Genomic DNA, 20,251 nt, shown 5'->3' on the forward strand with positions numbered 1-20,251 from the left:
TCACTGACCCAAGCAGGCAGCTCAGCGATTAGCCTCATGGCGCAAGCGCGGGAAGCATCAAAGTGATTAAACCGCCAAGCAGTACCGATTCCTTCGGGTACGATAACGCAGACCAACCCATCGTCGTTAAGCTAAAGCCTGATGTGTACGTATTTGGGTATGAGTTCTGCCACGTTCTGCAAACGCTGATCAAACACGGCTGCGTGCCCGCCGAGCTTATCTATGAAGACGGAGGGGCGCTCATCCTTATTTTTGATCCCAATGAGAAGAAAGCGGAACTATGGTCAGGATGGTGGAGGTGCGACAAACCCGACATTTACTCCATCATTGAACCAGAGCATCGCGGGCTCGTGAATCAAATATTCGAAACCGCAGACGCCTTCATGGAGTTTTCCAATGCTCGATCTCCTCAGATTGAGCTGATCCCAGGCCAGATCCAAAAGATTCAAAGATCGGAGGCTGCGGTTTTCCGCGGGGACGCCCTTCGTCCTCGACCTCTATAAAGAGCTGCTTCCGCACAGCGCGCATTGGAGGCGTTTTTCTGAGTGTTGGGAATGGCGGCAGCGCTCCCCCGCTACCACGGGCTACGAATTTCGCCACGCCAAGCGTCGATCCTCCACCATTGCACAATCCGGACAGCAGCGGCGGCTCAGAAATTTGAGGTTGAAGCAAGCCGAGGCGGAGCACCGCTGTCGGTCAATTTCGAACAGCCTGTTGTGATCCTCGTTACGGCTCAGCCCGATAGGCCGGCTTTGCGCAAGCCGTCGAGGAAGTGCTCGCGTTCGGCAGAAATTCTGTACCTTTCGGCCCGTGCTCGAACGAGATCGAGGGTGTTCGCTGGCGGCGTTGCGCCGTTCGCGCTCATTTCTCGACAACGTTCCGTGACGAACGCTTCGGCTTCGGATCGCGCTTCGCTGAGCCGACCCATCTGCGCATAACAGGCGGCAAGCAGACTGTGCGACCAGCGGTCGGGGGATCGTGCCTCCATCAGCGTCTTGACTGCTTCATCGTACTGGCGCCCCGAATAGAGCGCGAGCGCGTGGTACCAGTGGTACAGATTGGGCGGGAAGGGATTCAGTCGTTTGGCCGCACCGATCCATGTGAGGGCCTCTCGCCACCGTCCCCAGTAGACCAGAATGTTCGCGAAAACGGCGGCGACGTCGGCGTCGTTTGGATTGAGCGCGAGAGCCCGGCTGAAATGGATTTCGGCCTTGGCGTCCTCGCGACGCAGGAACAGCAATTGCGCGAAGACGCCATGGGCCCAGGCGTCGCCGCCGTCGATGTCGAGCGCGGTCTCGATCTCGCTCAACGCGTCGTCGAGCTTCGCCGTGCCGGGCGATTCGAGAAACACGTCGCAGACGATCGTCCAGGCTATGTTGACGTGAGCGCGGGCATATTGCGGATCGAGCGCGACGGCGTCCCGGAAAAACTGCCTGGCTTCCGCCATGCCCTTCACCGTCAATTGACGCCACCGCTCGTTGCCCAGCAGAACCAGGTCATAGGCGGTGATGCTCGGGGTCGGCTTGCGTCTGGCGATCTCGCGGCCGGCGTCCTCGAGCCGGCCCGGAAGGGCTGCGACGATTGCGCGGACGATCTCGTCCTGCAGGGCGAAGACGTCCTCGAGTTCGCGGTCGTAGCGCTCGGTCCAGAGATTGTAACCGCTGGCGCCATCGAGAAGCTGGACGGTCACCCGCATCCGGCTGCCGATCTTGCGCACGCTTCCTTCGGCCACGTACCTGACGCCGAGTTCGCGGCCGACCTGCTTGATCTCGGGCGTCTTGCCCTTGTAGGCGAAGCTGGAGTGGCGGGCGACAACGAACAGCGAGCGGAAGCGCGACAGTTCGGCGATGATGTCTGCCGTGATTCCGTCGGAAAAATATTCCTGCGCGGCATCGCCGCTAAGATTCGAGAACGGCAGCACCGCAAGCGACGGCCCATCCGGCACCGTCGGTGCCGGCGAGGTGGGCAGGCCGGCGCCGGATTCGGCAGCGACCAGTGGCCCGACGTAACGGTAGCCGCGGCGCGGCAGGGTCTCGATCCAGGTCGCACCGCCCTCGACGTCGGCAAATACCCGCCGCAGAGCAGCGATCTGCACCGTCAGGTTGCTCTCCTCGATCGCAAGCCCCGGCCACGCCGCCTGCATCAATGTGTCCTTGGAAACCGGCGTTCCGGCCTGCTCGACAAGCAGGCGAAGCAGCGTCACCGCGCGCCGCCCGAGCGCGACCGGTTCGGACTCTCGAAACAACATCACGGCTTCCGCGTCGAGGCGGTAGGGGCCGAATTCGTGGATCGTCGCCATGGTTCGGGAGACTACATTTTTTGCATCTTTTTCGGAACAGATTCAGGGCCTCCGGGAATTCGGCGACCCGCCCCGCTGCCGCTGACGCGCAGCTTTGCGCGACCGATTTCCGCTTTCGCCTTGATCCACCTCGCGCGGCACCTCCGCCAGCCGTTCGCGCCGCCGCGGCGAGGCGACGGTCGCTTGACAATGTAAGTAAGAATATTATTACAAGCTGCTGCTTTCGGAGAACGCGTTGATGCTGCAGACCAAGCGAAGCTATAGCGGAATGGTGACCGCGCCGCATCACCTTGCGGCGCAGGCCGGGCTCGCCGTCCTCTCCGAAGGCGGCAATGCGGTCGAGGCGATGATTGCGTCCGCCGCCACGATCGCGGTGGTCTATCCCCATATGAACGGCCTCGGCGGCGACAGCTTCTGGCTGGTCGGCCGGGCGGGCTCTGCACCTGTCGGAATCCAGGCGTGCGGACGGTCGGCGAAGGCCGCCAGCCGCGCCTGGTATCGCGAGCATGGCTGCAGCACCATCCCAAGCCGCGGACCGCTCGCGGCACTCACCGCCGCCGGGACCGTCGATGGCTGGCAGAAGGCCTATGAGCTCAGCCGCGATCGCCATGGGGGGCGCATGCCGCTGGCGCGGCTGCTCGAACCTGCGATCGGCTATGCCGCCGATGGCGTCGCCGTGACCCAGACCCTGCACGACAACACCACGAAGAAGCGCGCTGAACTGCAGGATGTGCCTGGCTTTGCCGAGGTCTATCTGCCGCAGGGCAATCCGCTTGCAGTCGGCGCACGGTTGCGGCAGCCGCGCGTCGCGGCCACGTTGCGGCAGCTGGCGCAAGCCGGCCTTTCCGATTTCTATCGCGGCGACCTGGCGCGTTCGATGGCCGCTGATCTCGAACGGCTCGGCAGCCCGCTCCACCTATCCGATCTGGAGCAGCATCAAGCCGCGCTGGTGACACCGCTGTCGGTCGATGTGGCCGGGCACAAGGTGTTCAATATGCCGCCGCCGACGCAGGGCCTGGCCTCGCTGTTGATTCTTGCGCTCTATGCCCGGCGCATGGCGAAGGAGGCGGACGGGGTCGATCATCTGCACCGGCTGGTCGAGAGCACGAAGGCGTCGTTCCGCATCCGCAATCGCTACGTGACCGATCCCGACTACATGGCGCGGTCGGCGGCCGAGTTTCTCACCGACGAGTCCATTGCGGCGCTCGAAAAGACCGTCGCCGTCGATCATGCAGCGCGCTGGCCTGACCCGCCGGCCCAGGGCGATACGGTCTGGCTCGCTGCGACCGACCGGAACGGCCTTAGCGTCAGCTTCATTCAGAGCATCTATTGGGAGTTCGGCTCGGGCATCATCCTGCCCCAAAGCGGGGTCACCTGGCAGAACCGTGGGACGAGCTTCGGTCTCGCCGAGGCCGACATCAACCGCCTGGAACCTGGGCGGCTGCCGTTCCACACCATTCAGCCCGCAATGGCTGAACTCAGCGATGGCCGGCTGTTGTCCTACGGCACGATGGGCGGCGAAGGGCAGCCGCAAACCCAGGCGGCGATCTTCACACGCTACGCATTGCACGGTCAGGACCTTCAGTCGACAGTGACCGCGCCGCGCTGGCTGCTCGGTCGCACATGGGGCGAGGAGAACAACAATCTCAAGATCGAATCGCGTTTCGATCCTGCCGTCATCGACGCGCTGCGGGCGCTCGGCCACGACATCCAGATGGTCGGGGCGTTCGAGGAATTCATGGGCCACGCCGGCGCAATCGTCTGGCACCCGGATGGACTGCTCGAGGGTGCCAGCGATCCCCGCAGCGACGGCGTTGTCGCCGCCCGGTGAAGCGAGCACCTAGCGCTCACCCGCAGGCTGTTCGGAATTTGCCGCGCGTGAGCTAGCGTGCGGCGCCCGCCGGTGTTCTGGCTGCGGACGGTTTCCGTTTTCCCTCGCTTGCGGCCGCCGTCGCCGTCAACCAGGTCATGATCACGTCAAGCGCGTGATGGCGACGCTTCTCCAGCCAGTCGGGCTCTCCCAGATCCTTGTCGAACATCGCCGACAGCGTGTAGCGGTTGGAGACATGAAAATAGCTCATGGCCGTGATCGTGACGTAGAGCTGAACCGGATCGACGTCGCTGCGGAACAGCCCGACCGCAAGGCCCCGGCGAAGGATATTTTCGATGCTCGCGACCAAGGGCAGCGTGAGGTCGGCGATCTTGCGCGATTTGCGCAGGTTACGCCCACGCTGCAGGTTCTCATTGTTGATCAGGGCAATATAGTTCTGGTGCGCTCCGAAAAAGGTGAACGTGAAGTTGATCAGCTCGCGCATGGCCGCGACCGGATCGAGGTCGTCGAGCTTGAGTTGCTGTTCGGCCGCGCGGATCTCGGTGTAGACGTGTTCGAGCACGGCGAGATAAAGGCCGTTCTTGTCGCCGAAATAGGCGTACAGCAACCGCATGTTGGCTTTGGCGCGCTTCGCGATGGCTTCAACCCGAGCTCCGCCAATGCCGTTGCGGCAGAATTCGAACGTCGCCGCCTGCAGGATCGCTTCCTTGGTCAACGCGGAATCGCGTGCCCGTCTGCCGCGTGTGGCGCTGCGGGCCGGGTTGGTCGATGCTGTCGTTTCAGTCACGGGACAAGCTTTTCTCAGGTTGTACGAGCCCAGCGCGGACAATATGCCCCCGCCCATCATGTTCAACGGGATGCGGGGCCCTGCCGTGCAGGCTCGCGGGATTGAGATCGCTATTGCGGTGGCTCGTCAAGGGGTAACCTTCCCGATGTTCCGGTCTCCACATCCACATCAACGCGCCGACGTCACGACCGTGCCGCCATGCGCGACGAGGCGCCCATTCTTGTAGACGTCGCGCGGCCTGGGCCGGGCCACCACGGCCTCTTGCACGTGCTGGGCGTCGATCACGACGAAGTCCGCCGCCGCGCCCTCGGCCACCCCATAGTCCGGGAGGCCGAGTGCCTGCGCGGCGTTGGTGGTCACCATGTTGAAGGCCGCCGCCAGGTCGGCATCGGTGCTGAAGCCGGAGCGGTAGCCGACGATCATGGCGCGCTCCAGGAGGTCGCCGTCGCCGTAGGGCCACCAGGAATCGCGGATGTTGTCATTGCCAGCGAACACATTGACGCCGGCATCGCGCAGCAGCAACACCGGCGGAAACGCATGCGCTCCGGGCGCGTTGGTCAAAATCGCGACCCCGGCCTCGGCGAGCAGCTGCGCGGTGCGCTGAACGACGTCACGCGGCACCTCGCCGAGCGCATAGGCATGGCTGATCGTGACCTTGCCGCCGAGCCCGAGGGCCTTCGTCCGGCGTGCAATGTTCTCGATCTCGAAGATACCGAGCAAGCCGCCGTCATGCAGGTGAATGTCGATGCCGACCCCGCGCCGGTCGGCAATGCCGAAGATGACGTCGAGATGCCCGTCGATGTCTGCATCGTAACCCGCCGGATCGAGGCCGCCGACCAGGTCCGCGCCGGCGCGAACCGCCTCGTCGAGCAATCCGGCCACGCCCGGCGACGTCACGATGCCGCTTTGCGGAAAGGCGACGATCTGGACCGACACCTTGTCGCGGTGCGCGTCACGCGCCGCCATGACCTGCTCGAGATTGCGCAACCCGACCTGAAGGTCGATATCGACGTGGCTGCGCATCCGGGTCGTGCCGTGCGCGACGCAGAGGTCGATCAGCGCGGCCGCCCGCACCGCAATCGGCCTCGCGCCGGCAAGCGCCTCCTTCTCGAACTTGACGCGCTCGCGCACGCTGAAACCGGCGGTGCAGGGGCGGTGGGACTTCCAATCGTCGCCGACGAAGCCCTTGTCGAGGTGGATATGACCATCGACCAGCCCCGGCAACACCAGGCGTCCGGCCAGATCAAGGGTTTCGCCGGCCGCGACCGGCGATTGCGACGCGATCGAGGTGATGCGGCCATCGCGCACGGCGATATCGACGGTGCGCCCATCGACCAATCGGGCGTTTCGAAACAGCGTGTCGGCAGTGCTCACTGGTCGTCTCCGGTTCGTCGCAACGGCGAAGCGATCGGGGCCCGATTTGTTTTCATCATGTTGGGACGATGCCATCGGGCAGCGCGCGCGAGAATGCGGCTATACCTCCGGCGGTGGTGATCCAGATCTCGTCACGCCGCGCCAGGATTGTCTGCAGGGCGCGCCGCAGCGGACGCAGGCGGTGCGGCTGGCCGACCAGATAGGGGTGCAACGCAATTCCCATGACGAGCGATTGCCTTTTCGACTGTGCCAGCATCTCCTCGAACGTCTCGGTGATCATGGCGGCGAACTGCTCGCCGGAGTCCTTGCGACCGACGATCGAAGGGATATCGTTCAACTCCTGCGGATAAGGCACTGAAAGGATGCGGCCGCCGTTCCGCGTCGAGAACCACACCGGCTGATCGTCCATGCACCAGTCGAGCAGGTACTCGTAGCCTGCTTCGGCCAGCAGATCGGGCGTGACCTGTGATTGCGAAATCCAGGGCCCCAGCCAGCCGCGCGGCGGCCGCCCTTCGGCTCGCGCGATGACATCGGTCGCTTCCGCGATCAATTGCCGCTCCTCGTCGGGCGCAAGCACACCCTGGCGCTCGGAATTGGTGCGGCCGTGACCGACAATTTCGTCGCCGCGGGCGCGAAATGCCTCCATGACTTCAGGGCAGTAGTGATAGATGCTGCTGTTTGCGAGCACCGACAGCGGCAGCTTCAGCTCGTCGAACAGCTCGATCAGGCGCCACACGCCGACACGGTTGCCATAGTCGCGCCAGGCATAGTTGAGGACGTCCGGATGCGGACCGCCGGGGCAGAGCTCGGCACCGAGCCCGTCGCCGAATGCGAAATGCTCGAGGTTGAGACCGACGTAGACGGCAAGCCGCCGCCCTTGCGGCCAATTGAAATCCGGGCGTTGCCCGATCGCGCTGTAGCGATAGCGTCCGTGAGCGGCGAGGACCGGTCCGACAGAATCCGAGCGCAGCACGGCTTCCCTGCGCGACAGGCGGTCGCCATCTTCCGCGATCGAGATCAACACGTCGCCGGCCTCGACATTCCTTGGGTCCATCGGAATTTTCCCCGCGCGGTTGATCGCTCGCTTGACATCGGAATATTTTTGAAGAAAGTTTTTACTTCCGTCAAGTCCGCGCATAAGCGGCAGCGGAGGAACTGGCGGCTTCGATGCCGAGGCCGCCATCAGCGGAGGAACACCGAACATGAACTTCAGGAGCATAGTCTCGTCCGGACCTGCGCGTCGTTGGCCGGCTTGGCGCGCCGCAGCGACGATCCTGCTGGCCGCGTTGCCGTTCGCGTCCGGCGCGCGCGCGGCCGAACCGATCAAGATCGGCCTGGTGACCGCCCTGTCGGGACAGTCGGCGCGCGCCGGCGAGGCGCTCACCCGCGGAGCGACGATCGCCATCGAGGAAATCAATGCAAAGGGCGGCGTGCTTGGACGTCCGCTCGAGCTCGTCCGCCGCGACGACGAGAGCAATCCGGCCAAAGGGCTGATCGCCGCACGCGAGCTGATTCAGCGCGAGAAGGTCGCGGTCCTGGTCGGCGGCCTCGACACGCCGGTCGAGCTTGCCATCGTGCCGTTCGTCAACAACGTCAAGGTGCCGTTCGTGGTGCCGTGGGCCGCCGGGACCAACATCACGCGGAACGGCGCGCCGTCCAACTACGTGTTCCGCGTCTCGGCCATGGACGATGAGGTCGACAAGGCGATCGTCCAGTTTTCGCGCAAGACCTACAATGCGAAGAAGCCCGGGCTCATCCTGGTCAACAATCCCTGGGGCGAGTCGAACGAGCATGGCCTGAAGGCGGCATTGAAGGCCGCAGGAATCGAGCCTGCCGGCGTCGAGAAGTTCGAAGGCAACGACGTCGATGTCGTTTCCCAACTGTCGCGCCTGAAGCAGGCAGGCGCCGATACGCTCTACCTGGTCGGCAATGTCGGACCGTCCTCCCAGGTGGTGAAATCGCTCGACCGCATGGGCTGGGCGCCGCCGATCGTCTCGCATTGGGGGGCGGCCGGCGGCCGCTTCACCGAGCTCGCCGGGCCGAGCGCGGAGAACGTGATCTTCGTCCAGACCTACAGCTTCTTCGGCAACCTGTCGCCGGTCGGCAAGCGGGTGATGTCGGCCCTGCAGGCGAAGTATTCGGACATCAAGGGGCCTGCGGACGTGACGCCGGCGGTTGGCGTCGCCAACGCCTACGACTCCATCCTGGTCATTGCGCGAGCGATCGAAAAGGCCGGTGACACCGAACCGACCGCCGTCCGTGACGGCTTCTACGCCATCGATCGCGTGGATGGCTTGATCAAGACTTACGAGAAGCCGTTCGCGCAGGACAAGCACGATGCGCTGACGGCGGGCGACTACATCTGGGCGCGGTTCGAGGACAACCACATCATGCCGTTCGCGCGGAACTGACCGCGCGAGATCGTCCGACAAACAAGCAGGGTAGTCATCGATGTCATTTCTTCCCGCGGTGATAACAGGACTGGCGCTCGGGAGCATGTACGGGCTGCTTGCGCTTGGCTTCCACGTCACCTATGCCGTCTCCGGCACGGTCAATTTCTCCCAGGGCAGCTCGATGACCCTGGGAGCCGTTGCCGGCTACTTCTTCCTCGTGCTGTGGGGCTGGCCGGCCGCGGCCGGCATTCCCGCCGTTCTGCTCGTCTGCGCGGTCTACGGCCTGCTGATTGAGCGCTTTGCCGTTCGGCCGTTCGTGCAGCGTGGCTCCGACAACTGGCTGATGGCGACCGTTGCGGTCGGCATCATCGTCGACAACGTGATGATGTTCGTCTTCGGCAAGGAGCCGCGCAGCTTTCCGTCCGTCCTGGCGGCCAAGCCGATCCAGATCGTCGAGGGCGCGGGGGTCTATCCGTTGCAGCTCCTGATTCCCGTGGTCGGATTGCTGCTGGCGCTGGCACTTCATCTACTCAGTCGCCGAACGCGTCACGGCGTCGCCATGCTCGCGGTGGTCCAGAACCCGAACGCAGCGCGGCTGATGGGCATCAACGTCAGCGGCGCCATCGCGGCAAGCTACGCGGTCTCGGCGATGCTGGCCGGGGTTGCGGCGCTGCTGATCGCGCCCCTGTTCAACGTGTCCTCCGAAATGGGCACGCTGTTCGGCATCAAGGCCTTCGCTGCGGCGATCATCGGCGGCCTCGGCAGCGCCTGGGGCGTGATGCTGGCCGGGCTCTGTCTCGGCCTGATCGAGGTGTTCGCGACCAACTATCTGGGATCGGTCTACACCCAGATCATCACGTTCGCCTCGGTGATCGCGATTCTTGTCGTCCTCCCCCACGGGCTGCTCGGCCGAGCCGGAGTGAAAAAGGTATGACCTCTCGCGTCTCCATTCTCGCCGCCGTCGCGGCACTCGCGGCCGCCATCCTCTATGCCGCCGTTGCCGATAGCTACGGCGTGTTCCTGGTCGCGACCATCTCGCTGACGGCGATCGCCTGCATCGGCCTTAACGTGCTGCTCGGTCTCGCAGGGCAGATCTCGCTCGGCCACATCGGTTTCATGGCGATCGGGGCCTATACGACCGTGCTCCTGATGGAGAAGGCAGGGTGGCCCTATCTTGCGGCGACGGCTGCAGCGATTGCTCTTGTCAGCGTCGTCGGTGGCCTGCTCGCCATGCCGGCCTTGCGTGTGCGAGGTCCATATCTCGCGATGGTGACAATCGCCTTCGGCTTCATCGTCGAGCACGGCACGATCGAGTGGCGCGACCTCACGGGCGGCGGCAACGGCCTGATCCTGACCGCGCCGCCGCAGGTGTTCGGCTTTCCGCTGTCGGAGCGGCATTTGGCGATCGCGGGCATCGTGCTGGTGTTCGCCGGCCTCATCCTGTTCGAGTGCTTGAAGCGCAGCGGCTGGGGCTACGCCATGCGTGCCGCCCGCGACACCGAGGTTGCGACGCGCTCGATCGGCATTGATCTCGTGCGGGTCCGCACCGTGGCGTTCATCATCTCGGCCGCAGCGATGGCACTGGCGGGGGCGTTATTTGCGCCCCTCCAGGGCTATATCAGTCCGAGTTCGTTTCCCTTTCTGCAATCGATCCTGCTGCTGTTCGGCGTCATGGTCGGCGGCGCCGGCTCGGCGCTGGGGCCGGTGATCGGGGCGGCGCTCGTCGTGCTGCTACCGGAAATGCTGTCCGATCTCGCGGAGTATCGTCTGCTTGCCTTTGGCGTGCTGCTCTTCGCCGTGCTGCGGGTCGCGCCCTCGGGCATCATGGGGCTGATCGAGCAATTCGCGGCAAGGTTCCTGCCGACGGGATCGAAGGCCGATACGGGCGCGGTGGGCGTCGAACCGGTCGCCGACCTCGGCATCGGGACCAGCAGCGTGTCGCGTCTTGACGTCGCAAACCTCTCGATCTCGTTCGGCGGTGTCCGCGCCGTGCAGGACGTCTCGTTTACCGCCGAACCCGGCACAGTGACCAGCGTCATCGGCCCCAATGGTGCGGGGAAAACCAGCGCGCTGAATCTGCTTTGCGGCTTCTACCGCCCGAAATCCGGCACCGTGAAGCTTGGCGACCGCGACGTCACCGGCTTGCCGTCGCACCAGCTTGCGCGTGTCGGAGTGGCGCGAACGTTCCAGACGACGCAGCTCTTCGGTTCGCTCTCGATCATCGAGAACGTCCTGCTGGCGGCGACGGCCGGCAAGCTCGGTAACATCGTGTCCGCGCTGCACAATGACGCGCAGGAGCGCCTTGCGCGGTCGCTGTTGCGCTTTGCGGGTGTCGACGGCGATTTGAGCAGACGCGCGGACGCGCTGCCCCATGGCGAGAAGCGATTGGTCGAGATCGCGAGGGCGCTCGCCTTGCGTCCGAAGGTCCTGTTGCTCGACGAGCCGGCCGCGGGTCTTTCGAAGGGCGACAAGCAGCGGCTGACGGTTCTGCTCCGTCGCATCGCGGAGACCGGGATCGCGGTCATCATCGTCGAGCACGACATGCCGATGATCATGTCGCTAAGCGACCTCATCGTCGTTCTCGATGGCGGCAAGCGCATCGCGATCGGCGATGCGGCGGCGATCCGCAACGATCCGCTGGTCCGCAAGGCCTATCTCGGCGATGCGCCGTCGGGTGAGCGGCGCCGCGCGACGCGCCCGGCGAAACAAGGCACGGCGCTCGAAGTCCGCACGCTCGATGCCTTCTATGGCCTGTCGCGGGCGCTCGGTGGGATCGACCTTGCCGTCGCGCCCGGCGAGGCCATCGCCGTACTCGGCGCCAATGGAGCGGGCAAAACCACCCTGATGCGCTCGATTGCCGGTCTCGAACCACCGCGGTCGGTCGGCGAGATCCGGCTGTCCGGCGCCCGCGTCGACAAGATGCCGGCGCATATCCGCGCCAGGGCCGGCATCGTGCTGGTACCCGAAGGACGGCAGGTGTTTCCCGAGCTGACGGTGCGGCAGAACTTGCAGCTCGGCGCTTTCGCACGCAAGGGTCTCGAACTCGACGCGGAGATCGACGCGATGTTTGCCCGCTTTCCGCGCCTGAAGGAGCGTATCAACCATCGCGCGGGCCTTTTGTCGGGCGGCGAGCAGCAGATGCTCGCAGTCGCGCGTGGGCTCCTGACCGCGCCCAAGGTCTTCATGCTTGACGAGCCGTCGCTTGGACTGGCGCCGCTTGTCGTCGACGAGTTGTTCGCCTCGTTCGAGCAGCTTCGCGTCGAGGGGATGACCCTGATCGTGGTCGACCAGATGGCCGGGCAAGCCCTTGCGCTTGCCGACAGGGCCTATCTGCTTGAGACCGGCACCATCCTGAAGAGCGGTGCGGCCGAAATCATCGCGGAGGATCCCTCGCTTGAAGCCGCCTATCTCGGCGGAGAGGCCCACGGGAGTAGCGTGCCGCGAACCGCCGTGCTCACGTCCTGACGCCATGGTTGCGCAGCAGGAGATCGGTGTGATGCGGCCAGGCAATACGTTTCGCGACCTACCCGGCGCGCCCGTGTCTGAACGATTCGACGGCGGTGCCGTAATCGAGGTCGGCGTGCTTGCGCGCCGCGCGCTGCGCAGCGGACGGCGCGGCCGTATTGCGGCGGTGTTCGAGCGCAGCTTTTATGCGGTGCTCGACGATTGCTGGATCTGCATCGGTGTCAAAGACCTCGGCTCCGGCCCGCTGCATCTTCGGTGCACCGGGATCGAGCCGCGGCTGCTCGTTCCCGGACAAGAGGTTGCGATCGTCGACACGATGCTGCTCGTCGACGGTATGCGGTTTGCCGGTTTCGAGACGGCCTCCGTATGGGCGCCGCCGCCTTCGCCGGAATGGACGCTCGACAGTTTGCGGGTAGGGCTTGCGATGGTCGATCAGGTCTGGCGTCGCTTGCCGGTCGAGCAGGGGCTGGCCGCCTCGGGTGGCGCGGAGCCGCCCACAAGGCCGTCGCGGGTGCTCGCTGCCGCGGCGCCGGCGCTCGCCGCGCTCAAGCAATTGATCGAGGCCGGGCTTCGCGGAGAGCGATGCGTACCGCGTGACTACCCGGAGATCGTCGAATTGATCGGACTTGGTCCCGGGCTCACGCCATCCGGCGACGACTTGATCGGCGGCGCGCTGGTCGCGCTCGCCAACCTCGGCCGTCTCGCGACGCGCGACGCGCTGTGGAAGACCTGTCGCGCGCATCTCGGCCGGACCAATCAGATCAGTGCCGCCCACCTGCACAGTGCCGTGCTCGGCTTCGCGGCGGCGGCGCTCCATGAAGCCATCGACGCGACGATTGGCGGACGGGTCGATCGTATCAAGTCCGCGGTCGCGGCGCTGTCGCGGATCGGGCAAAGCTCTGGACTGGATGCGTTTGCAGGTGCGCTGATGGTGTTGCGCGCGATCGAGTGCCGGCTGCTCAACGACAGCGCGCTGCATCATGCCGGCCTCACCGGCAACGGCCCGCCGACGCGATCAATCGCAGGGGCCTAAACGATCATGCGACACAACGGGAATTCGGACGACAGGTCGCGCGTGTTTGACAAAGTAAAAATTTTCTTACTAAGATCGATGCATCGGATCTCGGGAGGCCGCAAGTGGTGACCAAGCAGGAAGGGACGCCGAGCGGGCGTTTGTTGATGAGCAAGCCGAGCGTGGTGAACGTCGGGCTGGCAGGCTTTGTGAAGGACTTGCGGGACTGCGATATCGAGGTCGTGCAGGTCGACTGGACGCCGCCCGCCGACGGCGATCCCAAAATGGCGGCACTGCTCGCCAAGCTCGGTACGTGAGAGCGCGGCCATGAAGCTGATCGAAGACGCCAACAAGCAGGCGCTGGCCCGCATCCTCGAGGGTGAGCCCAGGCTGATCGATATCGTTCCGGCACGCGACGTGCTGGAAGGGTTGAAGGAACGCATGATCCTTCATGCCGGGCCGCCGATCACCTGGGACCGAATGTGCGGTCCGATGCGTGGCGCGGTGGCAGGCGCCATCGTGTTCGAAGGCTGGGCTCCGGATCTTGAAGCCGCCTTCGAACTCGCGGCCGGCGGCGGCGTCGCCTTCCACCCCAACCATCATTTCGGCGCGGTCGGTCCGATGACCGGCATGACCACGGTCTCCATGCCGGTGTTCGTCGTCGAGAACGTCAAATATGGCAACCGCGCCTACTGCGCCATCAACGAGGGCCTTGGCAAGGTTATGCGCTTCGGCGGCAATGACGATAGCGTGCTGGCCCGCCTCGGCTGGCTGCGTGATGTATTCGGGCCGGTGCTGGCCAGGGCGATCCGCGCGCATGGCGGGATCGACCTGAAGGCGATCATCGCGCGCGGACTCTCGATGGGCGATGAAATGCACCAGCGCAACCTGGCCTGCTCCAGCGTGTTCCTGCGCGAGATCGGGTCGGCGCTGGCGCGCACCTCGACGGACAACGAGGTTCTCGCAAGCTGCATTGGCTTCATCGCGCAGAACGATCAGTTCTTTCTCAACATCGCGATGGCGATGGGCAAAGCGCTGACCGATCCCGCCAGCGGGATTCGCGGTTCGACGGTGGTGACCGCGATGTGCCGCAACGGAACCGACTTCGGGGTCCGTGTCAGCGGATTGGGCGATCGCTGGTTCACGGCGCCGGTGGAAATGCCGGAAGGGCTCTATTTCCCGGGCTATTCGCGCAAGGATGCCAATCCCGACATGGGCGACTCCGCGATCGTCGAGACGGTCGGGCTTGGTGGCTTCGCGATGGCAGCAGCTCCGGCAGTTGCCGGATTCATCGGCGCCGGGGCGCCGTCGTCGGCGGGCAATTTCACGCGGGCAATGAGTGAAATCACCGTCGGGCAGAATCCGGAATGGACGATCCCCGCGCTCGACTTTGCCGGCGTGCCGACCGGCATCGACGTTCGCCTGGTGGTGGAGACCGGCCTCGCACCGGTCATCAACACCGGCATTGCGCATCGCGAGCCCGGCATCGGCCAGGTCGGCGCCGGCGTGGTGCGGGCGCCGATGGCCTGCTTCCGGCAGGCCGTCCTTGCCATTGCGGAAGATCTGGGGGTGTCATGAGCGCGTTTGTCCTGAACGAAATTCGCAAGGGATTCTATCTCGACTCGGTCGCGTTGATGCGGTTGTCGCGCGAGATCGCGTCGGCGGCGGGCGTCGTCGAAGCCGCGCTGATGATGGGCACGCCGTCCAACCAGGCGATCCTGCGCAACGCCGGATTGCTCGACGGCGCGGTGATCGCCCAGGGCAATGATCTGATTCTCGCGATCAAGGCCGAGAGCGAAGCGGCGGCGAGCGCCGCGCTTGCCGAAGCGCAAAAGGCGCTCGATCGCCCCAAGACGAGCAGCACCGGCGAAGCAGCGTGGCGGCCGCGCAGCATTGCCGCAGCCGTCAAGGCCGCGCCCGCCGCCAACCTCGCCCTGATCTCCGTTCCCGGCGAGTTCGCCGCGGCGGAAGCGCGCAAGGCGCTGAACCGCGGACTTCATGTCCTGATGTTCAGCGACAATGTCTCGATTGCGGATGAATTGTCGCTGAAGCAGCAGGCGCGCGAAGCGGGCCTCTTGATGATGGGGCCGGACTGCGGCACGGCGGTCATCGGCGGCGCGCCGCTCGCCTTCGCCAACCGACTGAAGCGCGGCAGGATTGGGATCATCGGCGCATCCGGGACCGGGACGCAGGAGGTGTCGTGCCTGCTGTCCGAGGCGGGCGAAGGCATTTCCCACGCCATCGGCGTCGGCGGACGGGATTTGAAGAAGGAGATTGGCGGCATCACGACATTGATGGCGATCGACGCCCTTGATGCCGATCCCGAGACCGATCGCGTCGTGCTCATCTCCAAGCCGCCGCATCCGGACGTCGCCAGGGCCGTGCTCGGCCGGATCGGCCAGAGCTCGAAGCCCTACACGGTGTGCTTCATCGGCGCCGCCTCGGCGGATCTGCCGTCAAATGCACGCTTTGCCGGTACGTTGAGGGAAGCGGCCGAGAAAGCCCTCGGCAACGGCCGGAGCATTGGCGGCAAGTTCGACGCTGCCGCCGTGGCTGCGCGTTTGCCGCCGCGACGCAAGGCGGCGCAGCGCATCGAAGGGCTGTTCGCCGGCGGCACCCTCTGTGCCGAGGCTCAGGTGATCCTTGCTGCGGGCGGTCGCAAGGTGGCATCGAATGCCGCCATTCCCGGCGTCCCGCATTTCAGCGACCCGGAGGCGCAGGGGAAGGACCGCATCGTCGACCTCGGGGCCGACGAATATACCCAGGGCCGGCCGCATCCGATGATCGATCCCTCGGTGCGCGACGATGCCTTGCGGGCGGCGCTGGTCGATCCCGCGGTCGCCGTCATCCTGCTCGATCTCGTGATCGGATACGGCGCACATGACAATCCGGCAGCGCATCTTGCGGCTGTCGTGGCGGGCCGTGCGGATGACGCGCCGGTCCTGGTTGCGTCGGTGACGGGGACCGAGCTCGATCGCCAGGTGCGTTCGGCGCAGATCAGGCTGCTCGAGGACGCCGGCATCGTGGTGGCGCCGTCGAATGCCCAGGCCTGCGACCTTGCTCTCGCTCTTTCCGTCAACGACGTCAGGATGCCGCGCTATGCGAACACTCAATGAGGTCCCGCGCCGTCTCGTGATCGCGATCGGCGGCAATGCCGTCCACCCTGAAGACATCAGCGGCACCTCGGACGAGCAGAAGGCCGTCGCCCAGCACACGGCCGAGGCGCTGCTGCCGCTCGCCGAACTCGACAACGAACTGGTGATCACCCACGGCAACGGGCCGGTGGTGGGCAAGATCATGATGCGCCAGATGCTGACGATGAGCCGGATCCCGCCGATGTCGATGGACATCTGCGTCGCGCACAGCCAAGGTGGCATCGGCTATCTTCTGATGCAGGCGATCGAGAACGTCTTGCGCGCGCATGGCAACGGCCGGCACGTCGCCAGCCTGCTGACCCAGGTCGAGGTCGACGCCAACGATCCCGCCTTCGCCAATCCGACCAAGTTCGTCGGACCGTTTTTCACCGAGCAGGAAGCCCAGCGCATCAGCGCCGAGTTGAACTGGAAAATGCGCGAGGACTCCGGGCGTGGCTGGCGCCATGTCGTGCCGTCTCCGAAACCCAAACATGTCTGCGACATTTCGCTGGTCGACGCGCTGGTCAAGCGCGGCACCATCGTCATCGCAGGCGGCGGCGGCGGTATGCCCGTGATCCGCGACGAACGGGGCGTGCGCACCGGCGTGCCGGCAGTGATCGACAAGGACCTGACCTCGGCCCATATCGCCAACGTGCTTGGCATCGAGGAACTGCTGATCCTGACCGCGGTGCCCCGCGTCGCGATCAATTTTGGCAAGCCCGACAAGAGGGAGCTGGATCAGGTCAGCCTGGCGCAGATTAAGGCCTATCATCGCGAGGGCCATTTTCCGCCGGGAAGCATGGGGCCCAAGGTCGATGCCGCCATCCGCTTTCTCGAAGGTGGTGGCAAGCGCGCGATCATCAGCCACCTCAATTGCGCAATGGCCGCGCTGACCGGCGAGACCGGGACCCACATCGTTCCCTAGCGCTCGTCAGATGCGATGGCGGCGCCATTGATGATGGCCGCCGGGATCTGCCCGGCGGGATACCGATGTCGGTCGGCCGCGAGCACAGGTCCGGATCCATGCCGCTCCGCTCGGGCTGCCTGCGCGCCTATTTCAGCATCGCCGCGACGTTGTCCTTCGTCACAACGTCGAGACCGGTGTGGATGATCGGCGGCGCCTTCTGGCCTTTCTTGATGGCAAGCAGCGTGTCCATCGCTTTCTCGCCCATTTCGAACGGGCGCTGGCCGATCAGCGCATTGGCGTAACCCTCATTCAAAAGCTCAAGCTGCATCTTGAGGGTGTCGGCCACGACGAGCGTGAACTCGCCGGCGTCCATGTCCTTCTTGCTCTTGCTGGCGAACGCCTTGAAGCCTTCGGGCGCGAACATCGGCCAGCCACCGACCGGGATGATGGCTGCAAGGTCGGGAGCAGCGGTGCGCAGATCGGTCATCTGCTGAACGCCGAGCGCGGGATCGTCGTTGCAGAAGGTGGGCGAGCCCCCGACCTCGGTCCACTTCGAGCCCTTGAGTGCCTCACGCACGCCGTCGACCCGCTCGGCCAGGTTCTCCGCACCCGGCCCGCCGGAGATCATCGCGTATCTGCCGCCATCAGGCCGCAGCTTCAGCAATTGCTTGCCGAGCGCGAGGCCGAACTCCTTGTTGTCGGTGCCGATATAGGCAATCCGCTTCGAGCCCGGCGCGTCCGAGTCGAAGGTGATGACGGGAATGCCGGCTGCACTTGCCGCCTCGATCGACTTGGTCATCGCGGCAACGTCGGCAACCGAGATGGCCAGGCCATCCACCTTTTGAGTGACGAAATCCTGGATGATCTGCGCTTGCGTCGCCGGCTCGTGCTCGACAGGACCCTTGTAGATGCATTCGATGTTGCCGAGCTCCTTGGCGCGTTTCTGGCAGCCGTCGCGCGCGAAATCGAAGAACGGGTTGTTCATGGCCTTGGGCACGATCACGAATCTGTAGCTCTGGGCCAGGCCAGGCGTTGCCATCATGGCGAGGACCGCAGCGGCCAGAAGTGCCTTTCTCATTGTTTCCCTCCACATTTCTTATCGTGCCTATCCGTTCAAATCTGCGGCTCCGGGAGGCGGATAGGCGGACATCCATGATCCTCCAGGACGAACTCTTCAGGCCATGCGCGACCGGAGACGATCGACCAGCACCGCGGCGATGATGATCACGCCCACCAGGGTCTGCTGCCAGTACGAGTTGACCTGCGCGAGCACGAGGCCGTTGCGGATCACCTCGAGCAGCACGCAGCCGACAATGGCCCCGAGCGGGCCGCCGGCGCCGCCCGCGAGATTGGCGCCACCGATGACAGCGGCCGCAATCACGTTGAGCTCATAGGATGTGGCCATGTTCGCCGGCGCCGATCCCAGCCAGCCCGAGACGATGATGCCCTGCAGACCCGCCGCGAGCGCACAGATCACGTAGATCTCGATCTTCACCCGGACGACCGAGATGCCGGTCAGCGCGGCCGCCTTCTCGTTGCCGCCGACGGCAAAGACGTGGCGGCCGAAACCAGTGTGATGCAGCACGACCGCCATCGCCAGCGCGAGAACCACGAGATAGATGAACGGCGCCGGCATGCCGAACACAACGCCGGATGTCAGCGTGTAGAAATATTCGGCGTCGGGGCCGCCGGGAAAACTGCCGCGGCCGTTGGAGACGACGTAGCCGAGGCCGCGCACGATCGAGAGCATGCCGAGCGTCGTGACGAACGGCGACAGTCCAAGCACCGCGATGCAGAAGCCATTGACGAGGCCGACAATCAGCGCGACGCCGAGCCCCGCCAGAACCGAGACGAGCAGAATCAAGCCGGGCATATTGGCAATCACGGTCTTGCCGTCAGGGGCTAAATGCACGAACCACTCCGCGCCGGGCATGCCCGGTGTCGAGACGTGCGTCATCACCATTGAGGTGGTCATCGCTGAAAAGCACATCACGGAGCCGACCGAGAGATCGATGCCGCCCGTGATGATGACGAAGGTCATGCCAAGCGTGGCGATGGCGATGAAGGAAAAGTTCTTCGCCACATTCTGTATGTTGCCTGCGGTCAGGAAATAGGGGCTGGCGAAGTTCATCAGCACGAACAGCGCCGCCAGCGCCAGCAGGACGTAGCCGGTCTGCGAGGCGAACAGGCCGCTGCGCCACCATCTGGCCTTGCCGACATTGGTGAAGGTGAGGGGAGATTCCAGGGGCGTGGCCATCACGCAGCCTCCTTCGCTCCCGTGATGAGGGAGGTGACTTCCTCGGGGCTGGTGTCGCCGATCGCCTTGTCGGCGCGCTTCTCGCCGCGCCGCATGACGACGACGCGGTCGCAGACAGCGAACACGTCGGGCATGCGGTGCGAGATCAGCATGACCGCGACGCCCTGTTCCTTCAGGCGATGGATCAGGCCGAGGACCTGCTCGACCTGGCGAACCGAAATCGCGGCGGTCGGCTCGTCCATCATCACCAGCCTGGCGTTGGAGAGCCGCGTCCGCGCGATCGCGACCGCCTGGCGCTGGCCGCCCGACATCTGCTTGACGAGATCGTGCGGGCGGGTCTCGGAGCGCAGCTCGCCGAACAGCTCCAGCGCGCGCGCTGCCATCGTCTTGTGGTCGAGCAAGGCGAATGGACCAAGCTTGCGCTTGAGCTCGCGGCCGAGGAAAACATTGGCCGCCGCCGTGAGATTGTCGGCGAGTGCGAGGTCCTGATAGACCACTTCTATGCCGACCGCACGGGCATCGATCGGACGGGCGAAATCAACCGCCTTGCCTTCAAAGCGGATCTCGCCGTGACTTGGCGGAAAGTTGCCGGCAATGATCTTGACGAGCGTCGACTTGCCGGCGCCGTTGTCGCCCATCAGGCCGACCACCTCGCCGGGCGACACGCGGAGGTCGACGCCATGCAACGCGCGAATGGCGCCGAACTCCTTGCCGATGCCCTTCAACTCCAGGACTGCTAGCCCGGCGTCGTGAGGGGTTACCATGGCTGGCTTTGCTCAAGCATGCTGGCCA

At 65.0% G+C, this 20,251-nt stretch carries 17 protein-coding genes; 10 read left to right on the forward strand and 7 right to left on the reverse strand.

From position 1 onward, the window contains the following. Positions 1–62 precede the first annotated feature (62 nt). The gene (locus J2R78_RS23190; protein ID WP_253606977.1) at positions 63–503 is read left to right on the forward strand and encodes a hypothetical protein; all 441 of its coding nucleotides are present in this window, start codon (positions 63–65) and stop codon (positions 501–503) included. A gap of 230 nt (positions 504–733) precedes the next feature. Here J2R78_RS23190 and J2R78_RS23195 read toward each other — a convergent pair whose 3' ends face one another. Continuing rightward, positions 734–2,299, reverse strand: a complete 1,566-nt coding sequence (locus J2R78_RS23195; protein ID WP_253606978.1) for a tetratricopeptide repeat protein — start codon at positions 2,297–2,299, stop codon at positions 734–736. Positions 2,300–2,537: 238 nt separating this feature from the next. On the opposite strand from J2R78_RS23195, the gene J2R78_RS23200 reads away from it, so the two are divergent. Next, on the forward strand, positions 2,538–4,130 hold the full coding sequence (locus J2R78_RS23200; protein ID WP_253606979.1) for a gamma-glutamyltransferase family protein: 1,593 nt from the start codon (positions 2,538–2,540) through the stop codon (positions 4,128–4,130). 52 nt (positions 4,131–4,182) lie between these two features. Here J2R78_RS23200 and J2R78_RS23205 read toward each other — a convergent pair whose 3' ends face one another. From J2R78_RS23205 to J2R78_RS23215, 3 genes are all read right to left on the reverse strand, one after another. Then, positions 4,183–4,959 carry a TetR family transcriptional regulator gene (locus J2R78_RS23205; RefSeq protein WP_253606980.1) on the reverse strand — a complete coding sequence of 259 codons (777 nt, stop codon included), beginning with the start codon at positions 4,957–4,959 and terminating at the stop codon, positions 4,183–4,185. A 126-nt stretch (positions 4,960–5,085) separates the two neighbouring features. Next, a complete protein-coding gene (locus tag J2R78_RS23210; protein WP_253606981.1) occupies positions 5,086–6,291 on the reverse strand; it encodes an amidohydrolase family protein in 1,206 nt (401 codons plus the stop codon). A gap of 55 nt (positions 6,292–6,346) precedes the next feature. Next, complete coding sequence (locus J2R78_RS23215) at positions 6,347–7,474, reverse strand: polysaccharide deacetylase family protein (RefSeq protein WP_168855413.1); 1,128 nt, start codon at positions 7,472–7,474, stop codon at positions 6,347–6,349. A gap of 19 nt (positions 7,475–7,493) precedes the next feature. On the opposite strand from J2R78_RS23215, the gene J2R78_RS23220 reads away from it, so the two are divergent. From J2R78_RS23220 to arcC, 8 genes are all read left to right on the forward strand, one after another. Then, the gene (locus tag J2R78_RS23220; RefSeq protein WP_375167054.1) at positions 7,494–8,702 is read left to right on the forward strand and encodes an ABC transporter substrate-binding protein; all 1,209 of its coding nucleotides are present in this window, start codon (positions 7,494–7,496) and stop codon (positions 8,700–8,702) included. A 40-nt stretch (positions 8,703–8,742) separates the two neighbouring features. Continuing rightward, positions 8,743–9,618: a branched-chain amino acid ABC transporter permease gene (locus J2R78_RS23225; protein WP_076826929.1), complete on the forward strand. Its 876-nt coding sequence runs from the start codon at positions 8,743–8,745 to the stop codon at positions 9,616–9,618. Further along, positions 9,615–12,149 (forward strand): branched-chain amino acid ABC transporter ATP-binding protein/permease, encoded by a 2,535-nt coding sequence (locus J2R78_RS23230; protein WP_253606982.1) that lies wholly within the window; start codon positions 9,615–9,617, stop codon positions 12,147–12,149. Before J2R78_RS23225 ends, J2R78_RS23230 begins: the two co-directional genes overlap by 4 nt. A gap of 73 nt (positions 12,150–12,222) precedes the next feature. Next, positions 12,223–13,182 (forward strand): DUF2877 domain-containing protein, encoded by a 960-nt coding sequence (locus tag J2R78_RS45015; RefSeq protein ID WP_253606983.1) that lies wholly within the window; start codon positions 12,223–12,225, stop codon positions 13,180–13,182. A gap of 104 nt (positions 13,183–13,286) precedes the next feature. Further along, positions 13,287–13,478 (forward strand): hypothetical protein, encoded by a 192-nt coding sequence (locus J2R78_RS23240; protein ID WP_028333377.1) that lies wholly within the window; start codon positions 13,287–13,289, stop codon positions 13,476–13,478. Positions 13,479–13,488: 10 nt separating this feature from the next. Continuing rightward, on the forward strand, positions 13,489–14,739 hold the full coding sequence (locus tag J2R78_RS23245; RefSeq protein ID WP_253606984.1) for a DUF1116 domain-containing protein: 1,251 nt from the start codon (positions 13,489–13,491) through the stop codon (positions 14,737–14,739). Then, entirely contained in the window at positions 14,736–16,277 is a 1,542-nt protein-coding gene (fdrA, locus tag J2R78_RS23250; protein ID WP_253606985.1) for an acyl-CoA synthetase FdrA, read from the forward strand. Before J2R78_RS23245 ends, fdrA begins: the two co-directional genes overlap by 4 nt. Further along, positions 16,261–17,220 carry a carbamate kinase gene (gene arcC, locus J2R78_RS23255; protein WP_253606986.1) on the forward strand — a complete coding sequence of 320 codons (960 nt, stop codon included), beginning with the start codon at positions 16,261–16,263 and terminating at the stop codon, positions 17,218–17,220. The genes fdrA and arcC overlap by 17 nt, the downstream gene beginning before the upstream one ends. Positions 17,221–17,347: 127 nt before the next feature. Here the strand turns inward: arcC and J2R78_RS23260 are convergent, their stop codons facing one another. The 3 genes from J2R78_RS23260 to J2R78_RS23270 all read right to left on the reverse strand — a co-directional run bounded on the left by J2R78_RS23260 (position 17,348) and on the right by J2R78_RS23270 (position 20,223). Beyond that, the gene (locus J2R78_RS23260) at positions 17,348–18,280 is read right to left on the reverse strand and encodes a sugar-binding protein (RefSeq protein WP_253606987.1); all 933 of its coding nucleotides are present in this window, start codon (positions 18,278–18,280) and stop codon (positions 17,348–17,350) included. Positions 18,281–18,376: 96 nt separating this feature from the next. Next, complete coding sequence (locus J2R78_RS23265; RefSeq protein WP_225642737.1) at positions 18,377–19,459, reverse strand: ABC transporter permease; 1,083 nt, start codon at positions 19,457–19,459, stop codon at positions 18,377–18,379. Next, positions 19,459–20,223 carry an ATP-binding cassette domain-containing protein gene (locus tag J2R78_RS23270; RefSeq protein ID WP_253606988.1) on the reverse strand — a complete coding sequence of 255 codons (765 nt, stop codon included), beginning with the start codon at positions 20,221–20,223 and terminating at the stop codon, positions 19,459–19,461. Before J2R78_RS23270 ends, J2R78_RS23265 begins: the two co-directional genes overlap by 1 nt. Positions 20,224–20,251: the final 28 nt, after the last annotated feature.

It is taken from the genome of Bradyrhizobium sp. USDA 4538 (assembly GCF_024171045.1).
GTDB classification, from domain to species: domain Bacteria; phylum Pseudomonadota; class Alphaproteobacteria; order Rhizobiales; family Xanthobacteraceae; genus Bradyrhizobium; species Bradyrhizobium australafricanum.